The following is a 17741-nucleotide window of genomic DNA, read 5'->3' on the forward strand; positions in this document are numbered from 1 at the left end:
CATGAGCGGGATCGATCCGAAACGTTTCGGCAAGGTGGCGGTGTTGTTCGGCGGCGAATCCGCCGAGCGCGAGGTGTCGCTCACCTCGGGCCGCCTCGTGCTGCAGGGCCTGCGTGACGCGGGCGTCGATGCACATCCGTTCGACCCGGCCGAGCGGCCGCTGTCGGCACTGAAGGACGAAGGCTTCGTGCGCGCGTTCAACGCGCTGCACGGCGGCTACGGCGAGAACGGCCAGATCCAGGGCGCGCTCGATTTCTACGGCATTCGCTACACGGGCAGCGGCGTGCTCGGGTCCGCGCTCGGCCTCGACAAGTTCCGCACGAAGCTCGTGTGGCAGCAGACGGGCGTGCCGACGCCGCCGTTCGAGACGGTGATGCGCGGCGACGACCTGGCCGCACGCGCGACCGACATCGTCGCGAAGCTCGGCCTGCCGCTGTTCGTGAAGCCGGCGAGCGAAGGCTCGAGCGTCGCGGTGCTGAAGGTGAAGACGGCCGACGCGCTGCCGGCCGCGCTCGAGGAAGCCGCGACGCACGACAAGATCGTGATCGTCGAGAAGAGCATCGAAGGCGGCGGCGAATACACCGCGTGCATTGCCGGCGATCTCGACCTGCCGCTGATCAAGATCGTGCCGGCGGGCGAGTTCTACGACTACCACGCGAAGTACGTCGCCGACGACACGCAGTACCTGATTCCGTGCGGCCTGCCGGCCGAACAGGAAGCGGAACTGAAGCGCATCGCGCGCCGCGCGTTCGACGTGCTCGGCTGCACCGACTGGGGCCGGGCGGATTTCATGCTCGACGCGGCCGGCAATGCGTATTTCCTGGAAGTGAACACGGCCCCCGGGATGACCGATCACTCGCTGCCGCCGAAGGCCGCGCGCGCGGTCGGCATCAGCTATTCGGAGCTGGTCGTGAAGGTGCTGTCGCTCACGCTCAACGACTGACGCAGGAACGGAACGACGTATGTGGAACAACGTTCGCCAACTCAACCTTGCCGCCAGCGCGTTGTACGCGCTGCTGCTGCTCGTGTTGGCGGCGGCCGGTTGCTACTGGCTGATCCAGCGCCCGACGTTCGCGCTGCGGGAAATCCGGATCGACGGCGACACCGAGCACATCAACTCGCCGACGGTGCGCGCGGGCGTGGTCGGCCGGCTGAAGGGCAATTTCTTCACGGTCGATCTCGATACGGCGCGCGCCGCGTTCGAGCAGATGCCGTGGGTGCGCCATGCGAGCGTGCGCCGGGTATGGCCGAATGCGCTGGCTGTCACGCTGGAGGAGTACAAACCGCTCGGGACCTGGGGCAGCGACCAGCTGGTGAGCGTCGATGGCGAGCTGTTCACCGCGAACCAGGGCGAGCTGGAGCAGGAGCTGCCGGCGTTCGACGGCCCGGAAGGCAGTGCGAAGGAAGTCGTCACGCGGTATCGCGACTTCGGGAAATGGTTTGCGCCGCTAAAGGCGGCGCCGGAAGAAGTGACGCTGTCGGCGCGGTACGCGTGGACGGTGAAGCTGTCGAACGGCATGCAGGTCGAGCTGGGCAAGGAACGCAACAGCGACACATTGCATGACCGGAGCCAGCGCCTGGTCGCCGCGTGGCCGGCCGTCACGGAGCGTTGGGGCAACGACATCGAGTACGCGGACCTGCGTTATCCGAACGGATTCGCGATTCGTGCGGCAGGCATGCGGTTCCTGACCGATACCGACAAGCGCAAGAAGTAACGAGAGATCACACGCAAGAGCACTTTATGAGCAAAGACTACAAGGATCTGCTGGTTTCCCTCGACATCGGCACGTCGAAGGTGGTGGCCATCGTCGCCGAGCTGAAGGGCGAGGGTCACTACGAGGTGATCGGTCTCGGCCAGAGCGAGTCGAAGGGTCTGAAGAAAGGTGTGGTGGTCAACATCGAGGCCACCGTGCAGTCGATCCAGCGCGCGCTCGAGGAAGCCGAGCTGATGGCCGACTGCAAGATCACCAACGTGTTCACGGGGATCGCCGGCAGCCACATCCGCAGCTTCAACTCGAGCGGGATGGTCGCGATCAAGGACAAGGAAGTCACGCAGACGGACGTCGCGCGCGTGATCGAGACCGCGAAGGCGATCAACATCCCGACCGACCAGCAGGTGCTGCACATCCTCACGCAGGAATTCATCATCGACGGCCAGGAAGACGTGCGCGAGCCGATCGGGATGAGCGGTATCCGCCTCGAAGTGAAGGTCCACATCGTGACGGGCGCGGTGAGCGCCGCGCAGAACATCGTCAAGTGCGTGCGCCGCTGCGGGCTGGAAGTGAACGACCTGATCCTGCAGCCGCTCGCGTCGTCGCTGGCCGTGCTGACGGAAGACGAAAAGGATCTCGGCGTGGTGCTGGTCGACATCGGCGGCGGCACGACGGACATCGCGATCTTCGCCGAAGGCGCGATCCGCCACACCGCGGTGATTCCGATCGCCGGCGACCAGATCACGAGCGACATCGCGATGGCGCTGCGCACGCCGACGCCGGATGCGGAAGACATCAAGGTCGGTTACGGGATCGCGAAGCAGGCGCTCGCCGATCCGGACGAAATGGTCGAAGTACCGGGCCTCGGCGAACGCGGCCCGCGCACGCTGTCGCGCCAGGCGCTCGCAGCCGTGATCGAGCCGCGCGTCGAGGAGCTGTTCTCGCTCGTGCAGCAGGTCGTGCGCGAATCGGGTTACGAAGAACTGTTGAGCTCCGGCGTGGTCATTACCGGCGGTGCGTCGATGATGCCCGGCATGGTCGAGCTCGGCGAAGACATTTTCCTGAAACCGGTGCGCATCGGCGCGCCGGAATATGCAGGCGGCCTCTCCGACGTCGTGCGCAATCCGCGCTACTCGACGGCGATGGGGCTGCTCGTCGAAGGCAGTGCCCAGCGCATGCGCGGCCGCAAGGTCGCCGTGCAGTCCGGCAACGCGGGGCAGGTGTTCTCGCGGATGAAGGAATGGTTCCTGAGCAACTTCTGACGTAACGAATCGAAATTCGCGCCGGTGCCGGCGGCTGGCGCGCGACAGGGGGTTGCCCGATCTCCTGCCGAATAACGGCCGAGTAGTAGTCATTCTCTTGACGGAGGCAACAATGGAATTCGAAATGCTGGAAACCGAAACCAACGGCACCATCATCAAGGTGGTCGGCGTTGGCGGCGCTGGCGGCAATGCCGTCCAGCACATGATCAACCGCGGCGTGCAGGGCGTCGACTTCATCGTGATGAACACGGACGCTCAAGCGCTGTCGCGTTCGCGTGCATCGTCGGTGATCCAGCTTGGCAACACGGGCCTCGGCGCCGGTGCGAAGCCGGAAATGGGTCGTGCGGCAGCGGAAGAAGCGCGTGAGCGCATCGCCGACGCACTGCGCGGCGCGCACATGGTGTTCATCACCGCCGGCATGGGTGGCGGCACGGGCACGGGCGCGGCACCGGTGGTCGCGCAGATCGCGAAGGAGATGGGCATTCTGACGGTGGGTGTCGTCAGCAAGCCGTTCGAGTTCGAAGGCGGCAAGCGCATGCGCGTCGCTGAAGCAGGTTCGCAGCAACTGGAGGATCACGTCGACTCGCTGATCGTCGTTCTGAACGACAAGCTGTTCGACGTGATGGGCGACGACGCCGAGATGGACAAGTGCTTCCAGTGCGCAGACGACGTGTTGAACAACGCGGTTGCAGGCATCGCGGAAATCATCAACGTCGATGGCCTCGTGAACGTCGACTTCGAAGACGTGAAGACGGTGATGGGCGAGCAGGGCAAGGCGATGATGGGCACGGCGACGGTCGCCGGCGTCGATCGCGCGCGCCTCGCGGCGGAACAGGCCGTGGCGAGCCCGCTGCTCGAAGGCGTCGATCTGTCGGGCGCGCGCGGCGTGCTGGTCAACATCACGTCGAGCCGTTCGCTGCGCCTGTCGGAAACGCGCGAAGTGATGAACACGATCAAGAGCTACGCGGCGGAAGATGCGACGGTGATTTTCGGTGCGGTGTACGACGACGCAATGGGCGATGCACTGCGCGTGACGGTCGTGGCAACGGGTCTGGGCCGTGCGGCGAAGAAGCAGCAATCGGCACCGATGACGCTGCTGCGCACGGGTACGGACAACCAGCCGGTCAGCGCGGTGTCGCACGGCTATGCACCGGCCCATCACGTCAGCACGGCAGACTACGGCGCGCTGGATACGCCGGCAGTGTGGCGCAATTCGCGCGAAACCGCGGCATCGCACGTGCAGGCGCTGCAGGAGAAGGGTGTCGACACGTACGACATCCCGGCTTTCCTGCGCAAGCAGGCTGACTGACGCAAACACAGGCGAAGCCGCGGCGACACTGCCGCGGTATCGCCGGCGTGACGGATGCTACGGACCACGACAGGCCGCGTCGGCTGCGACGCCGGGCCGGGAAACGTGCCCTCTTCGCTTAGGCGGAGCGGGATGGGCCGTGCTGTCCGCGACACGCTGAAAAACCGTATCGCTATGAGGGACCAGCCATGATTCAAGTGGGCGACGCGCTGCCCGACGCGCAACTGTTCGAGTTCATCGACGACGCGCGCGAAGGGTGCACGCTGGGGCCAAATGCCTACAGCGTGCGCGACCAGGTTGCGGGAAAGCGTGTGGTGATCTTCGGATTGCCGGGCGCTTTCACGCCGACCTGCTCGGCGCAGCATGTGCCGGGCTACGTCGAACACGCCGAGCCGTTGCGCGCGGCGGGGATCGACGAGATCTGGTGCGTGTCCGTCAACGACGCATTCGTGATGGGCGCATGGGGACGTGATCTGCACACCGCGGGCAAGGTGCGCATGATGGCGGACGGCAGCGCGGCTTTCACTCATGCGCTGGGGCTGACGCAGGATTTGTCCGCGCGTGGCATGGGAATTCGTTCCCTGCGCTACGCGATGGTGATTGACGGCGGTGTGGTCAAGACGCTGGCCGTCGAGGCGCCGGGCAAATTCGAAGTGAGCGATGCGGCGAGTGTTCTCGCGACGTTGACGTCCTGATCGTGCGGTGCGCCGTTGCCTTCCGGCAACGTTGCTCACCGGCCTCAGGGCAGTTGTAACACGGGCTGATGACCGGAAACGCCTCCGTTCCGGGCATCGGCCCGTCCCGTATCGGCGTGGGTAAACTGTCGAAACAGATTGATACGCAGTTTCAAACAGCGTTGAATAGGGAATTACGCTATAATCCCGTCTATCGAATATAACTCCTGATTGATATCTTCAATCAAGACGAAGAACACCATGTTGAAGCAGCGCACCATCAAATCCATCGTGAAGACCGTGGGTATCGGTGTCCACTCGGGCCGCAAGATCGAGTTGACGCTCCGTCCCGCCGCGCCCGGCACGGGCATCGTCTTTTCACGCGTCGACCTGCCCACGCCCGTCGACATTCCCGCATCGGCGATGTCGATCGGTGACACGCGGCTTGCATCGGTGCTGCAGAAGGATGGCGTGCGCGTGTCGACCGTCGAGCACCTGATGTCGGCGTGCGCGGGTCTCGGCATCGACAACCTGTATGTCGACGTGACGGCCGAGGAAATCCCGATCATGGACGGCAGCGCGGCTACGTTCGTGTTCCTGATCCAGTCCGCCGGCATCGAGGAGCAGAACGCGCCGAAGCGCTTCATCAAGGTGAAGAAGCCGGTCGAAATCCGCGATGGCGACAAGTTCGCGCGTCTCGATCCGTATTTCGGCTTCAAGCTGAAGTTCTCGATCGACTTCCGCCACCCGGCCGTCGACAAGACGGGCCAGGAGCTCGAAGTCGATTTCGCGACCACGTCGTACGTGCGCGAGATCGCGCGTGCGCGCACGTTCGGCTTTGCGCACGAAGCCGAGATGCTGCGCGAGATCGGCCTGGCACGCGGCGGCAGCATGGACAACGCGATCGTGCTCGACGAGTACCGCATCCTGAACAACGACGGGCTGCGCTACGACGACGAATTCGTGAAGCACAAGATGCTCGACGCGATCGGCGACCTGTACGTGATCGGTCATCCGCTGCTGGCGTCGTACACCGCGTACAAGTCGGGCCACGGCCTGAACAACGCGTTGCTGCGCGAACTGCTCGCGCATGAAGACGCCTACGAGATCGTGACGTTCGACGATCCGCAGGCGGCGCCGAAGGGCTTCGCGTTCGACGCGCAGACGGCCTTCGCGTGACCGGCGTTCAGCGCAAGCGATGAAAAAAGCGGCCTTCGGGCCGCTTTTTTGTTGACTGGCCGCCGCCGGGGGCGCGTGCCGGTCAGCGCGACTTCGCGCCGTGCCGGGCCGCCATCCGCGCGAGCGCGTCCTGCAGCGGTGACGGTTCGAGGTGTTCGGCGAGGTCGCGCAGTGCGGCGGCGCCGACCGAGGTCATCCGCGCCTGCTTCACGTGCGGCGGCTCCGGCGCGTCCTTCGGACGCACGCGCACGCGCAGCGTGGTCACGGGCCAGCCGCGCTTCTGGAGATCGCCGAGCAGGCGCGGCTCGACCTGCCGCAGCCGGGCGGCCAGCGCATTGTGCGCGGCAAAGAGGGTCAGGGTGCCGTCCTTGATGAAGCCCGGCTCGATGTGATTGGCCAGGTAGTCGGGCAGGAACTCGCCCAGGTCGCGTTGCAGCGACGCGATCTGCTCGACGCCGGCGCGCAGCGCCGCGAACGCGTCGGTGCGACCGAGCACTTCGGACACGGGTTGCGGGCGATAGACGGCGAGCGGGCCGAAACGCTTGGAAAATCGGTTCATCGAGGCATTCTTCGGGCGCGCACGCGCGCGGACGTTGCTGCCGATTGTACCCGCGCCTGCCCGTGCCCGGGCGGCTTTCGCCCCGCCAGCCCGGCCGTCGGCGTGCAGCGCCCGTCCCGCGGAGACACGGGCGCATGCTTCCCCGCGTGCTAAAATTCGACGTTTGAGTCCACTAATTCGCTAAGCCGCCGAGGCTCGGGCGCCGGGGCGCGCAACACGCGCCGGGCGCCGGTGCTGCGACGCAGGATCCGATCCGATGACAACCGGTTTTCTCCAGAAAATTTTTGGCAGCCGCAACCAGCGGCTCGTCAAGCAATACCAAAAGACCGTCACGACGATCAATGCGCTCGAAACGCAGATCGAGAAGCTGACGGACGACCAGTTGCGCGGCAAGACGGACGAATTCCGCCAACGGGTCGCGGCCGGCGAGTCGCTCGACAAGCTGTTGCCCGAGGCGTTCGCGGTCTGTCGCGAGGCGAGCCGTCGCGTGCTGAAGATGCGGCACTTCGACGTGCAGATGATCGGCGGCATGGTGCTCCACTACGGCAAGATCGCGGAAATGCGCACCGGCGAGGGCAAGACGCTTGTCGCGACGCTGCCCGTGTACCTGAATGCGCTGGCCGGCCGCGGCGTGCACGTCGTGACCGTCAACGACTACCTCGCGCAGCGCGACGCCGAATGGATGGCGCGCCTCTACAACTTCCTCGGTCTGTCGGTCGGCATCAACCTGTCCGGCATGGAGCACGACCAGAAGCAGCAGGCGTATGCCGCGGACATCACGTACGGCACGAACAACGAGTTCGGCTTCGACTACCTGCGCGACAACATGGTCTACGAGACCGATGCGCGCGTGCAGCGGGCACTGAATTTTGCAGTCGTCGACGAAGTGGACTCGATCCTGATCGACGAGGCGCGTACGCCGCTGATCATCTCGGGTCAGGCCGAGGATCACACCGAGCTGTACGTGCGGATGAACGCATTGCCGCCGCTGCTCGAGCGCCAGATCGGCGAAGAGAAGGCCGACGGCACGGGCGTCGAGAAGCCGGGCGACTACACGCTCGACGAGAAGGCACGCCAGGTGTTCCTGACGGAATCGGGCCACGAGAAGGCCGAGCGCCTGCTCGCCGAGTGGGGCCTGATCGGCGAGGGCGAGAGCCTGTACGCACCGCAGAACATCACGCTGATGCACCACGTGTACGCGGCGCTGCGCGCACACACGCTGTTCCACAAGGATCAGCATTACGTCGTGCAGAACGGCGAAGTGGTCATCGTCGACGAATTCACGGGCCGCCTGATGGCCGGCCGCCGCTGGTCCGACGGCCTGCACCAGGCGGTCGAGGCGAAGGAGCACGTGAAGATCCAGAGCGAGAACCAGACGCTCGCCTCGATCACGTTCCAGAACTACTTCCGGATGTACGCGAAGCTGGCCGGCATGACCGGTACCGCAGACACCGAAGCGTACGAATTCAACGAGATCTACGGTCTCGAAACGGTCGTGATCCCGACCAACCGTCCGCCGAAGCGGATCGACAAGCAGGATCAGATCTACAAGACGGCCAAGGAGCGCTACGACGCGGTGATCCGCGACATCCGCGACTGCTACGAGCGTGGCCAGCCGGTACTGGTCGGCACGACGTCGATCGAGAACTCCGAACTGCTGTCGCACCTGCTGAAGCAAGCGGGGCTGCCGCACGAAGTGCTGAACGCGAAGCAGCACGAGCGCGAAGCGGCGATCGTCGCGGAAGCCGGCCGTCCGAACCGCGTGACGATCGCGACCAACATGGCCGGTCGCGGTACCGACATCGTGCTCGGCGGCAACGCCGAGAAGCAGGCTGCGTTCATCGAGGCCGACGATGCGATTCCGGCCGACGAAAAGGCGCGCCGCATCCAGCAGCTGCACGACGAGTGGGAAACGCTGCACGAGCAGGTGAAGGCCGCGGGCGGCCTGCACATCATCGGCACCGAGCGCCACGAATCGCGCCGGATCGACAACCAGCTGCGCGGCCGTGCGGGCCGCCAGGGCGATCCGGGCTCGTCGCGCTTCTACCTGTCGCTCGACGATCCGCTGCTGCGCATCTTCGCGGGCGACCGCGTGCGCTCGATCATGGATCGCCTGAAGATGCCGGAAGGCGAGGCGATCGAGGCGGGCATCGTCACGCGCTCGATCGAATCGGCGCAGCGCAAGGTCGAAGCGCGTAACTTCGACATCCGCAAGCAGCTGCTCGAATACGACGACGTGTCGAACGACCAGCGCAAGGTGATCTACCAGCAGCGTAACGAGCTGCTCGAAGCGCACGACATCACCGAGACGATCACCGCGATGCGTCATGGCGTGGTGACCGAAGTCGTCCGCCAGTTCGTGCCGGAAGGCAGCATCGAAGAGCAGTGGGACGTGCCCGAGCTCGAGGAAGCGCTGCGCAACGACTGGCAGCTGGACCTCGCGATCCAGGAAATGGTGAACGAGTCGTCGTCGATCACGGCCGAGGAAATTCTCGACGCCGTGATGACCGCTGCCGACGAGCAGTACGAAGGCAAGGTCGCGATGGTCGGCCGCGAATCGTTCAGCGCGTTCGAGCGCTCGGTGATGCTGCAGACGGTCGACCGCCTGTGGCGCGAACACCTCGCGGCGCTCGACCACCTGCGCCAGGGCATCCACCTGCGCGGCTATGCGCAGAAGAATCCGAAGCAGGAATACAAGCGCGAGGCGTTCGAACTGTTCGCCGCGATGCTCGAGGCGATCAAGCAGGAAGTCACGCGCGTCGTGATGAACGTGCAGATCCAGTCGCCCGAGCAGCTCGAGGAAGCGGCCGAGCAGATCGAGGAGCGCGGCGCCGGTCATCTCGAGAACGTCGAGTACCAGCACGCCGACTACGCGGAATCCGGTGCGCCGGTGGCGAACGTCGCGGTTGCCGCGGCCGCCACGGCGACGGCCGACATGGTCGGCAGCGCGATGACCCACAGCGGCCCCGGCGGCGAGATGCCGAAGGTCGGCCGCAACGACCCGTGCCCGTGCGGCAGCGGCAAGAAGTACAAGCAATGTCACGGGAAGCTGTCATGATCGACGGCGGCGCGCATCGCGCGTGCCGCTTCGTTCGCAGTTTCAAGTCAGTGACGTGAGTTGCGGCGGCCCGCGCGTGCGGCCGCCGGTTCTTCCAATCGATGCCGGCGCATGCCGGCATTTTCCATCCGGCAGGTGTGCCCCATGGCTGTCAATTTTCCGTCGATCGATCCCGCCCAACTGCATCCCGTCGCCGGCGTCACGCTCGGCTGGGCGGAAGCGAACATCCGCAAGCCGAATCGCAAGGACGTGCTGGTCATTTCCGTCGACGAAGGCGCGACGGTCGCGGGCGTGTTCACCGAAAACCGTTTCTGCGCCGCGCCGGTCACGGTCTGCCGCGAGCATCTGGCGAAGGTGCGTGCGGGCGGCGCGGGCATTCGCGCGCTCGTCGTGAATACGGGCAACGCGAACGCCGGCACCGGCGAGCCGGGCCTCGTGAACGCACGTGAAACCTGCACGGAACTCGCGCGCCTCGCGGGCATCGAGCCGGCGCAGGTGCTGCCGTTCTCGACCGGCGTGATTCTCGAGCCGCTGCCGATCGACCGCCTGAAGGCCGGCCTGCCTGCCGCGCTCGCGAACCGCAAGGCCGCGAACTGGTTCGACGCCGCGCAGGCGATCATGACGACCGACACGCTGCCGAAGGCCACGTCGCGCCAGGTGACGATCGACGGTCACACGGTCACGCTGACGGGCATCAGCAAGGGCGCGGGCATGATCAAGCCGAACATGGCGACGATGCTCGGCTTCCTCGCATTCGATGCGAACGTCGCGCAGCCGGTGCTCGACACGCTCGTGAAGGAAGTCGCCGATCGCTCGTTCAACTGCATCACGATCGACGGCGATACGTCGACGAACGATTCGTTCATCCTGATCGCGTCGGGCAAAAGCACGCTGCCGGCCATCACGTCGACCGATTCGCCGGCCTATGCGGCGCTGCGCGACGCGGTGACGGAAGTCGCGCAGGTGCTGTCGCAACTGATCGTGCGTGACGGCGAAGGCGCGACGAAATTCATGACGGTGCAGGTCGAGGGCGGCAAGAGCGTCGCGGAATGCCGCCAGATCGCCTATGCGATCGGTCATTCGCCGCTCGTGAAGACGGCCTTCTACGCATCCGACCCCAACCTCGGCCGGATTCTCGCGGCGATCGGCTATGCGGGCGTCGCGGATCTCGACGTCGGCAAGATCGACCTCTATCTCGACGACGTGCTCGTCGCGAAGGCGGGCGGCCGCAACCCGGCCTACCAGGAAGAGGACGGCCAGCGCGTGATGAAGCAGAGCGAGATCACGATCCGCGTGCTGCTCGGCCGCGGCGACGCGCAGGCGACCGTCTGGACGTGCGACCTGTCGCACGATTACGTGAGCATCAACGCGGACTACCGCTCCTGATCGGGGGCGCTCGAACGACATGGACAAGCTTGAACAGTTTCTGACGCGCGCCGAAGCGCTGCTCGGCCGTCTCGAGGGGATGCTGCCGCCCGCACCGGCGGCCATCGACTGGAACGCCGCCCACGCGTTCCGCTGGCGCAAGCGCCAGGGGCGCGGCTATCTGCAGCCGGTGCCGGCCGTGTCGTCGATCACGCTCGGCGACCTGCACAACATCGATCGCCAGAAAGGGCTGATCGACCAGAACACGCGGCAGTTCGTGCAGTGCAAGCCGGCGAACAACGTGCTGCTGACCGGCGCGCGCGGCACCGGCAAGTCGTCGCTGATCAAGGCGTGCCTGAACGCCTATGCGAACGACGGGCTGCGCCTGATCGAAGTCGACAAGGACGACCTGCACGATCTCGGCGACATCGTCGACCTGATCTCGCAGCGTCCGGAGCGGTTCATCGTGTTTTGCGACGACCTGTCGTTCGAGGACGGCGAATCGGGCTACAAGGCGCTGAAGGTCGCGCTCGACGGTTCGATCGCCGCGCAGTCGGATAACGTGCTGATCTACGCGACGTCGAATCGCCGTCATCTGCTGCCGGAGTACATGAGCGACAACGAGTCGTACAAGCATCTTCCGGACGGCGAGATTCACCCCGGCGAAGTCGTCGAGGAGAAAATTTCGCTGTCGGAGCGTTTCGGCCTGTGGGTCAGCTTCTATCCGTTCAAGCAGGACGACTACCTCGACATCGTCGGGCACTGGCTGCGTCACTTCGGTTGCCCGGACGCGGAGATCGAGACCGCGCGCGGCGACGCGCTCGTGTGGGCGCTCGAGCGCGGTTCGCGGTCGGGCCGCGTGGCGTGGCAGTTCGCGCGTGACTGGTCGGGCCGCAAGGAGCAGGCATGAGCGCGGATCTCGCACAAGGCGCCGTGCACGCGCCGGACGGCCGCAAGGTGACGGAAGTCGCGGTCGGCGTGATGGTGCAGCCGGACGGCCGGTATCTGCTCGCGCAACGCCTGAAGGGCAAGCCGTATGAAGGTTACTGGGAATTCCCGGGCGGCAAGCTGGAGGCCGGCGAAAGCGTCGAGGATGCGCTGGCGCGCGAGCTGCACGAGGAGCTCGGCATCGAAGTCACGGCCAGCCATCGCTGGCACACGCTCGAGCACGACTATCCGCATGCGTACGTGCGGCTCTATTTCTGCAAGGTGACGGGCTGGACGGGCGAGCCGCACAGCAAGGAAGGGCAGGCGTTCGTGTGGCAGCAACTGCCGGTCGACGTCGCGCCGCTGTTGCCGGCGGCGCTGCCGGTGCTGGAGTTGCTCGAGAAGGAAGCGGCGTCGAACTGACGCCGTGACGGCCTGCCGGAAAGGCGGGCCATATCGCTTATCGCCGGCGAGCGGTGCTGCGCGCCGCTCAGCTGTCGCGGCGGCCGTCCGTGCCGTCTTCTTCCGACGAAGGGCCTTCGTCGGAGGCTCCCCCGATCCGGTACTTTTCCGCGGCCCATGCGCCGAGGTCGAGCTGCTTGCAGCGGGCCGAACAGAACGGGCGGAACTGATTTTCAGGCGTCCAGCGCACATCGGCGCCGCACGACGGGCATTTCACAACGGTAGTCATACGAAAGCGATCCGGCACGCGGCCGTTACAGATTGCACAGTGTCAAATGGAACGGCACGTCGATGTCCACCGCGCGCGGCCGTACATCGCCGTCCTGCATGGTGAACCGTACCCACAGCATGTATTTGTTGGCGCTCGCTTCGGGAATGACGCGCAACTCCGGCGGCACGCGTACCTGCATCAGCTGGTAGGTGCGGCCCGACAGCATCTGCTGGTAGCTGCCCTGCATCGCCATGACCTTCGACGCCTGACCCGATTCGCGCGCGAGCCGCAGCACGATCGCCGCGGCGTCGCGCAGCGGCAGCATCGGCAGGATCCACTTCGCGATGTCCTGACGGCGCTGCTCCGCAGGCCATTGTTGCCACGCATAGTACGACGGCAGGTCGAACTTGCACGTGCCGCCGGGAATCACCGCACGGCTGCGGATGCTGGCGAGCCACTCGTTGTCGACGAGGTGCTGGCCGGTCTTGCCCTGCATCTGCGCGAGATTCGCGAGCGTCTGCTCGATTTCGCCGAGCACGGCTTCGAGCGCGTTCTGCTCGATGCCCGGATTGCCGCGAAAGGGGGCGAGCGTCTGGCGTTGACGTTCGAGCTCCTTCATCAGATCCGATTTCAGGTCCGCGCGGCCCGTTACCTCGGCGATTTCGAACAGCGTCGTCAGCGCGACGTGGTGTTCACGCGGGTCCTCCTGAGCCAAAAAGAACGCAAAGCGCTCGAAGAGATCTTCGAGGCGCAACAGCGTGCGAATTCGCTCGTTGAACGGATACTCGTAAAGAATCAAGCGCGCTCGCCTCTTGGGTAGGGATTGAAACAATGCAGGACATTCTAATGCCCACTCTCTACCCTAGCAACGCGCCAATTTCGTACACCATCACGATCGGGCGCGAGTCTCAGTGTGCGGCGGCCGCGAATCCGACATAGCGTTGGTGCAGTGCATCGACCTGCGCGGCGAGCGCGCCGGGCGTGACTGCGTCGTTGACGATCACGTCGTCGGCCGCCGCGAGGCGCGCTTCGCGCGTCGCCTGTCGCGCGATGATCGCTTCGACCTGCTCGCGCGTGAAGCCGTTGCGCCGCATCACGCGTGCGATCTGCGTTTCGACCGGGCAATCGACGACGAGCACGCGATTGCTGCGCGCCTTCCAGTTGCCTGACTCGACGAGCAGCGGCACGACGAACATCACGTACGGGCCCCGCGCCTCGCGGGCCTCGCGATCGGTTTCCGCCCGGATCAGCGGGTGCGTGATTGCTTCGAGCCGCCGGCGTGCAGCGTCGTCGCTGAAGATCAGCGCGCGCATCTTCGCGCGATCGAGCGAGCCGTCGGCGGCAACGAAGTCGCGGCCGAACGCCTGTTCGACTGCCGGCATCGCGAGGCCGCCGGGGGCGGTGATGCGGTGGGCGATCAGGTCGGTATCGACGAGCGACGCGCCGCGGGCGCCGAACAGGTCGGCGACGGTCGTCTTGCCGCTGCCGATGCCGCCCGTGAGTCCTACTGCGAACATGTCAGCCTCCGAGCGCCGAATAGAAAGGGGTGCCGAAAAACAGTGTCGCGACGCCGCCGGCCGCGAGGAACGGGCCGAACGGAATCGGCTCCTCGAAGCGCATGCGGCCGCGCCAGGTCGCGACGAGCCCGACGAGCGCGCCGCTCACCGCGGCGAACAGCACGACTTGCGGCAGCGCGGCCCAGCCCATCCACGCGCCGAGCGCGGCAAGCAGTTTCAGGTCGCCGAAGCCGATGCCCTCGATGCCGCGCAGCCACTTGAACAGCCAGTAGATCGACCACAGGAACAAGTAGCCCGCCATCGCACCGATCACGGCCGAGCGCAGCGACGTGAACGTGCCGCCGAGGTTCAGCACGAGCCCGGCCCACAGGAGCGGCAGCGTCATCGAGTCGGGCAGGTAGCCGGTGCGGATATCGATCGCGCTCATCGCGAGCAGTGCCGCACACAACGCAAACGCGGCGAGCGCGGCGACGGTCGGGCCGAATGCCGCGAGCGAGCCGGCGGCGAGCAGCGCGCAGGCGATCTCGACGAGCGGATAGCGGATGCCGATCGCGTGGCCGCAGCGCCGGCAGCGCCCGCGCAACACCAGGTAGCTGACGAGCGGGATGTTTTCCCATGCGCGCAACACGTGGCCGCAATGCGGACAGGCGCTGCGCGGGCGCCACAGATCGTAGCGCGGCGGATAGCCGTCGTCGGGCGCGGCAGCAGCGTTGCCCGTCGCTTCGGCGATGTCGGCGTGCCACGCGCGCTGCATCATCACGGGCAGCCGGTGCACGACCACGTTCAGGAAGCTGCCGACGCACAGGCCGATGACGACCGCGAACGCGTACTGCACCGCGAGCGGCAGCATTGCCAGCGCGAGCAGCGTGCTCTCGGGCGAATCGGGAACGGCGGACAGGGGCGCTGGCGTCATGAGGCTCACGGTTCGGACTAAAAGGCGACAGAATCGGTTGCGATGCTACACCACGTTGCCGAGCTGAAGGATGGGCAGGTACATCGCGATCACGAGGCCGCCGACGAGTGCGCCCAGGACGATCACGATCAGCGGTTCGCCGAGCGCGGCGAGCGTATCGAGCCGCGCGTCGAGCTGGCGTTCACACAGGGCGGCGATGTCGGCAAGCATCGTGTCGAGCGTGCCGGTTTCCTCGGCGACGGCGATCGGTTGGACGACGTCATCCGGAAAGCAGCCGGCCGAGCGCATCGCATCGGCGAGACGCACGCCGCGCAGCACGCGTGCTGCGATCTGCGCGGTGGCGTGCGCGAACACCGGATGACCGGCCGTGCGCTCGAGCGTGGCGAACGCATCGGCGAGCGGCACGCCGGCGCCGAGCAGTGTCGCAAGCGAGCGGCACCAGCGTGCGGCCGCGTACTGCTCGATCGCGCTGCCCGCGAGCGGCGCATGCAGCAGGTGTCGTGCGGCCGCATGGCGCAGCGGTGCCGACCGTCGAAGCGCGTGTTGCACGGCGAGCCCCGTTGCGGCGGCCGCTCCCGCGAGCATGCCGCCCCACGCCGACAGCGCTGAGGACAGGGCAAGCAGCACGCGGGTCGGCGCCGGCAGGGCGGCGCCGAAGCCGTCGAAGATCTGCCGGAACGTCGGCACGACCCACACCATCAATGCTGCCGAGATCGCCAGTGCGAACAGGATGACGGCAGCCGGATACGCGAGGGCGGCGCGCAGCTTGCGCCACTGTGCGTCGGCGCGCTCGCGGTGCTCCGCGACCCGTGTCAGCACGATGCCGAGTGAACCTGACGCCTCGCCGACCTCGATCAACTGGCGATACAGCGTGCCGAACTGCGCCGGATAGCGTGCGAGCGCGTCCGCGAAGCGGCAGCCGCCGACGATCTCGCGGGCGAGGCCGGCGGCAATGCGCGGCACGCCGTCGCGCGTACGGGTGCGCGCGAGCATTTCGAGTGACGGTGCGAGCGGCAGCCCGGCCTGCAGCAGGCTTGCGAGCTGGCGCGTGAAGCGTGTGATGTCCCGGGCGCCGGCTGCCGGCGGCCGGGCCGGCCCGCGGACGTCGAGCGACAGCACCGCGGTGCCGTCGCGCGCGAGCGCGGCGCGCGCGGCCGAGGCGTCGAACGCGACGACTGTCCCGCGGCACGGCGCGCCGTCGCGACGGCGGCCGCGCCAGGCGAAGCGGGTTTCGCGCGGCGGCATGGGCATGTTCACGCGGCGGGCGTGGCGGAGATGGCTTCCGCGATGCTCGTCGTACCGTCCAGGACGCGCGCGAATGCGGCGTCGCGGAGGTTGCGCACGCCCTCGGCCGTCACGCATCGCGCGAGCTCGCCGACGCTTGCCCGCGCGACGATGCGCTCCGCCAGCGCGCGCGATACCGGCATCGTCTGATGCAGCCCGATGCGGCCGCGATAGCCGATCCCGTGACAGGCGGAACAGCCGCGCGCGACGAACGGCCGCCACCCGGCTGCCAGGGCCGCCGGGTCGCAGCCGGCTTCCCGCAGCGTGCGCGCCGGTGCATCCGAGTGCGCGCGGCAGGTGACGCACAGGCGCCGGACGAGACGCTGCGCGGTGACGAGGTGCAATGCGGCCGCGAGGTTGTACGGTGCGACGCCGATGTCGAGCAGTCGCGCGACGGCGGCCGGCGCGTCGTTCGTATGCAGCGTCGACAGTACGAGATGGCCGGTCTGAGCGGCCTTGATCGCGACGTCGGCTGTCTCCGCATCGCGAATCTCGCCGACCATGATGATGTCCGGATCCTGCCGCAACAGCGCACGCAGCGCCGTCGCGAACGTGAGCCCGGCCTTGTCGGCGACCCCGACCTGGTTGATCCCTTCGAGCTGGATCTCGGCGGGATCCTCGACCGTGCAGACGTTGTGCGCGTCGCGATCGAGCATCTGCAGCGCGCAGTAGAGCGACAGCGTCTTGCCGCTGCCGGTCGGGCCCGTGACGAGCACGAGGCCGTGCGGTGCGCGGATCGCGGCCTCCATCGCGGCCGCCTGCTGCGCGTCGAAGCCGAGGCGGGCGAGCGTGAGATCGGGCGGCAGCGTTTCGAGGCGTCGCAGCACGAGCTTTTCGCCGAACAGCGTGGGCAGCGAACTGACGCGGTAGTCACCGCGCGTGCCGCCGTCGATCGCGATGCGCAGCCTGCCGTCCTGCGGGAGCCGCCGCTCGGCGATGTCCATGCGCGCGAGCACCTTGATTCGCGTGACGAGCGCGTCGCGCAGGTGCAGCGGCGGCCGCGCGTGTTCGTGCAGCACGCCGTCGATGCGCAGGCGGATGCGCCAGCCGGCTTCGAACGGCTCGACGTGGATGTCGGACGCGTCACGCACGCGCGCCGCGTGCAGCGTGTCCGTCAACAGCCGCACGGCCGGTGCGTCGTCGAGTTGAGCCGCATCGAGTGCGTGGGGCGCGGCGGCAGGCGGCGCGTCGGAGCGGGTGGGTGACGACTGCGTGCGCAGCGGCGCCCCGGAGGGAGGGAAATGCATGTGAGCCGGCACGCGGGCCGCCTGTTGACGTGACCGGCAGATGATCGCGCGTCGCGGGCGGC

The 17741-nt window shown here is 66.9% G+C and carries 17 protein-coding genes; 10 read left to right on the top strand and 7 right to left on the bottom strand.

Annotated elements, in window-relative coordinates:
* Position 1 precedes the first annotated feature (1 nt).
* The 6 genes from OHZ10_RS02625 (at position 2) to lpxC (ending at position 6136) form a co-directional block, all read left to right on the top strand.
* Positions 2-943 carry a D-alanine--D-alanine ligase gene (locus OHZ10_RS02625; protein WP_059236317.1) on the top strand — a complete coding sequence of 314 codons (942 nt, stop codon included), beginning with the start codon at positions 2-4 and terminating at the stop codon, positions 941-943.
* Between the two features lie 19 nt (positions 944-962).
* Entirely contained in the window at positions 963-1715 is a 753-nt protein-coding gene (locus OHZ10_RS02630) for a cell division protein FtsQ/DivIB (RefSeq protein WP_006477014.1), read from the top strand.
* A 26-nt stretch (positions 1716-1741) separates the two neighbouring features.
* Positions 1742-2974, top strand: coding sequence for a cell division protein FtsA (ftsA, locus tag OHZ10_RS02635; protein WP_006487138.1), 1233 nt, complete (start codon positions 1742-1744; stop codon positions 2972-2974).
* 112 nt (positions 2975-3086) lie between these two features.
* Entirely contained in the window at positions 3087-4283 is a 1197-nt protein-coding gene (ftsZ, locus tag OHZ10_RS02640) for a cell division protein FtsZ (RefSeq protein ID WP_021159911.1), read from the top strand.
* A 188-nt stretch (positions 4284-4471) separates the two neighbouring features.
* The gene (locus tag OHZ10_RS02645) at positions 4472-4978 is read left to right on the top strand and encodes a peroxiredoxin (RefSeq protein WP_059236314.1); all 507 of its coding nucleotides are present in this window, start codon (positions 4472-4474) and stop codon (positions 4976-4978) included.
* A 240-nt stretch (positions 4979-5218) separates the two neighbouring features.
* Complete coding sequence (lpxC, locus tag OHZ10_RS02650) at positions 5219-6136, top strand: UDP-3-O-acyl-N-acetylglucosamine deacetylase (protein WP_006487145.1); 918 nt, start codon at positions 5219-5221, stop codon at positions 6134-6136.
* A gap of 82 nt (positions 6137-6218) precedes the next feature.
* Here lpxC and OHZ10_RS02655 read toward each other — a convergent pair whose 3' ends face one another.
* A complete protein-coding gene (locus OHZ10_RS02655) occupies positions 6219-6695 on the bottom strand; it encodes a DUF721 domain-containing protein (RefSeq protein WP_059236310.1) in 477 nt (158 codons plus the stop codon).
* A 256-nt stretch (positions 6696-6951) separates the two neighbouring features.
* Between OHZ10_RS02655 and secA the strand changes: the two genes are divergently transcribed.
* The 4 genes from secA to OHZ10_RS02675 all read left to right on the top strand — a co-directional run bounded on the left by secA (position 6952) and on the right by OHZ10_RS02675 (position 12468).
* Positions 6952-9753 carry a preprotein translocase subunit SecA gene (secA, locus tag OHZ10_RS02660; RefSeq protein ID WP_059236308.1) on the top strand — a complete coding sequence of 934 codons (2802 nt, stop codon included), beginning with the start codon at positions 6952-6954 and terminating at the stop codon, positions 9751-9753.
* Between the two features lie 144 nt (positions 9754-9897).
* Positions 9898-11139: a bifunctional glutamate N-acetyltransferase/amino-acid acetyltransferase ArgJ gene (argJ, locus tag OHZ10_RS02665; protein WP_006496770.1), complete on the top strand. Its 1242-nt coding sequence runs from the start codon at positions 9898-9900 to the stop codon at positions 11137-11139.
* A 19-nt stretch (positions 11140-11158) separates the two neighbouring features.
* A complete protein-coding gene (locus OHZ10_RS02670) occupies positions 11159-12028 on the top strand; it encodes an ATP-binding protein (RefSeq protein WP_059236306.1) in 870 nt (289 codons plus the stop codon).
* Positions 12025-12468 carry an NUDIX domain-containing protein gene (locus tag OHZ10_RS02675; RefSeq protein ID WP_059236304.1) on the top strand — a complete coding sequence of 148 codons (444 nt, stop codon included), beginning with the start codon at positions 12025-12027 and terminating at the stop codon, positions 12466-12468. Before OHZ10_RS02670 ends, OHZ10_RS02675 begins: the two co-directional genes overlap by 4 nt.
* A gap of 67 nt (positions 12469-12535) precedes the next feature.
* Here the strand turns inward: OHZ10_RS02675 and OHZ10_RS02680 are convergent, their stop codons facing one another.
* From OHZ10_RS02680 to OHZ10_RS02705, 6 genes are all read right to left on the bottom strand, one after another.
* Positions 12536-12736, bottom strand: coding sequence for a DNA gyrase inhibitor YacG (locus OHZ10_RS02680; RefSeq protein WP_059236301.1), 201 nt, complete (start codon positions 12734-12736; stop codon positions 12536-12538).
* Between the two features lie 25 nt (positions 12737-12761).
* Positions 12762-13517: a cell division protein ZapD gene (zapD, locus tag OHZ10_RS02685; protein WP_027783465.1), complete on the bottom strand. Its 756-nt coding sequence runs from the start codon at positions 13515-13517 to the stop codon at positions 12762-12764.
* A gap of 109 nt (positions 13518-13626) precedes the next feature.
* Positions 13627-14235, bottom strand: coding sequence for a dephospho-CoA kinase (gene coaE, locus OHZ10_RS02690; RefSeq protein ID WP_059236299.1), 609 nt, complete (start codon positions 14233-14235; stop codon positions 13627-13629).
* A 1-nt stretch (position 14236) separates the two neighbouring features.
* Positions 14237-15148: a prepilin peptidase gene (locus OHZ10_RS02695; protein ID WP_059236297.1), complete on the bottom strand. Its 912-nt coding sequence runs from the start codon at positions 15146-15148 to the stop codon at positions 14237-14239.
* 45 nt (positions 15149-15193) lie between these two features.
* Positions 15194-16399, bottom strand: coding sequence for a type II secretion system F family protein (locus OHZ10_RS02700; RefSeq protein ID WP_059236294.1), 1206 nt, complete (start codon positions 16397-16399; stop codon positions 15194-15196).
* Between the two features lie 2 nt (positions 16400-16401).
* A complete protein-coding gene (locus tag OHZ10_RS02705; protein WP_342703544.1) occupies positions 16402-17679 on the bottom strand; it encodes a GspE/PulE family protein in 1278 nt (425 codons plus the stop codon).
* Positions 17680-17741 lie beyond the last annotated feature (62 nt).

Source organism: Burkholderia arboris, assembly GCF_038723655.1.
Taxonomy (GTDB): Bacteria; Pseudomonadota; Gammaproteobacteria; order Burkholderiales; family Burkholderiaceae; genus Burkholderia; species Burkholderia arboris.

What these genes read in the sequence shown, in the direction of transcription:
- argJ (WP_006496770.1), top strand. Translation starts at nt 9,898, where the DNA reads ATGGCTGTCAATTTTCCGTCGATCGATCCCGCCCAACTGCATCCCGTC.
- ftsZ (WP_021159911.1), top strand. Translation starts at nt 3,087, where the DNA reads ATGGAATTCGAAATGCTGGAAACCGAAACCAACGGCACCATCATCAAG.
- lpxC (WP_006487145.1), top strand. Translation starts at nt 5,219, where the DNA reads ATGTTGAAGCAGCGCACCATCAAATCCATCGTGAAGACCGTGGGTATC.
- OHZ10_RS02705 (WP_342703544.1), bottom strand. Translation starts at nt 17,679, where the DNA reads ATGCATTTCCCTCCCTCCGGGGCGCCGCTGCGCACGCAGTCGTCACCC.
- OHZ10_RS02625 (WP_059236317.1), top strand. Translation starts at nt 2, where the DNA reads ATGAGCGGGATCGATCCGAAACGTTTCGGCAAGGTGGCGGTGTTGTTC.
- OHZ10_RS02645 (WP_059236314.1), top strand. Translation starts at nt 4,472, where the DNA reads ATGATTCAAGTGGGCGACGCGCTGCCCGACGCGCAACTGTTCGAGTTC.
- coaE (WP_059236299.1), bottom strand. Translation starts at nt 14,235, where the DNA reads ATGTTCGCAGTAGGACTCACGGGCGGCATCGGCAGCGGCAAGACGACC.
- ftsA (WP_006487138.1), top strand. Translation starts at nt 1,742, where the DNA reads ATGAGCAAAGACTACAAGGATCTGCTGGTTTCCCTCGACATCGGCACG.
- OHZ10_RS02680 (WP_059236301.1), bottom strand. Translation starts at nt 12,736, where the DNA reads ATGACTACCGTTGTGAAATGCCCGTCGTGCGGCGCCGATGTGCGCTGG.
- OHZ10_RS02695 (WP_059236297.1), bottom strand. Translation starts at nt 15,148, where the DNA reads ATGACGCCAGCGCCCCTGTCCGCCGTTCCCGATTCGCCCGAGAGCACG.
- OHZ10_RS02670 (WP_059236306.1), top strand. Translation starts at nt 11,159, where the DNA reads ATGGACAAGCTTGAACAGTTTCTGACGCGCGCCGAAGCGCTGCTCGGC.
- OHZ10_RS02630 (WP_006477014.1), top strand. Translation starts at nt 963, where the DNA reads ATGTGGAACAACGTTCGCCAACTCAACCTTGCCGCCAGCGCGTTGTAC.
- secA (WP_059236308.1), top strand. Translation starts at nt 6,952, where the DNA reads ATGACAACCGGTTTTCTCCAGAAAATTTTTGGCAGCCGCAACCAGCGG.
- OHZ10_RS02655 (WP_059236310.1), bottom strand. Translation starts at nt 6,695, where the DNA reads ATGAACCGATTTTCCAAGCGTTTCGGCCCGCTCGCCGTCTATCGCCCG.
- OHZ10_RS02675 (WP_059236304.1), top strand. Translation starts at nt 12,025, where the DNA reads ATGAGCGCGGATCTCGCACAAGGCGCCGTGCACGCGCCGGACGGCCGC.
- OHZ10_RS02700 (WP_059236294.1), bottom strand. Translation starts at nt 16,399, where the DNA reads ATGCCCATGCCGCCGCGCGAAACCCGCTTCGCCTGGCGCGGCCGCCGT.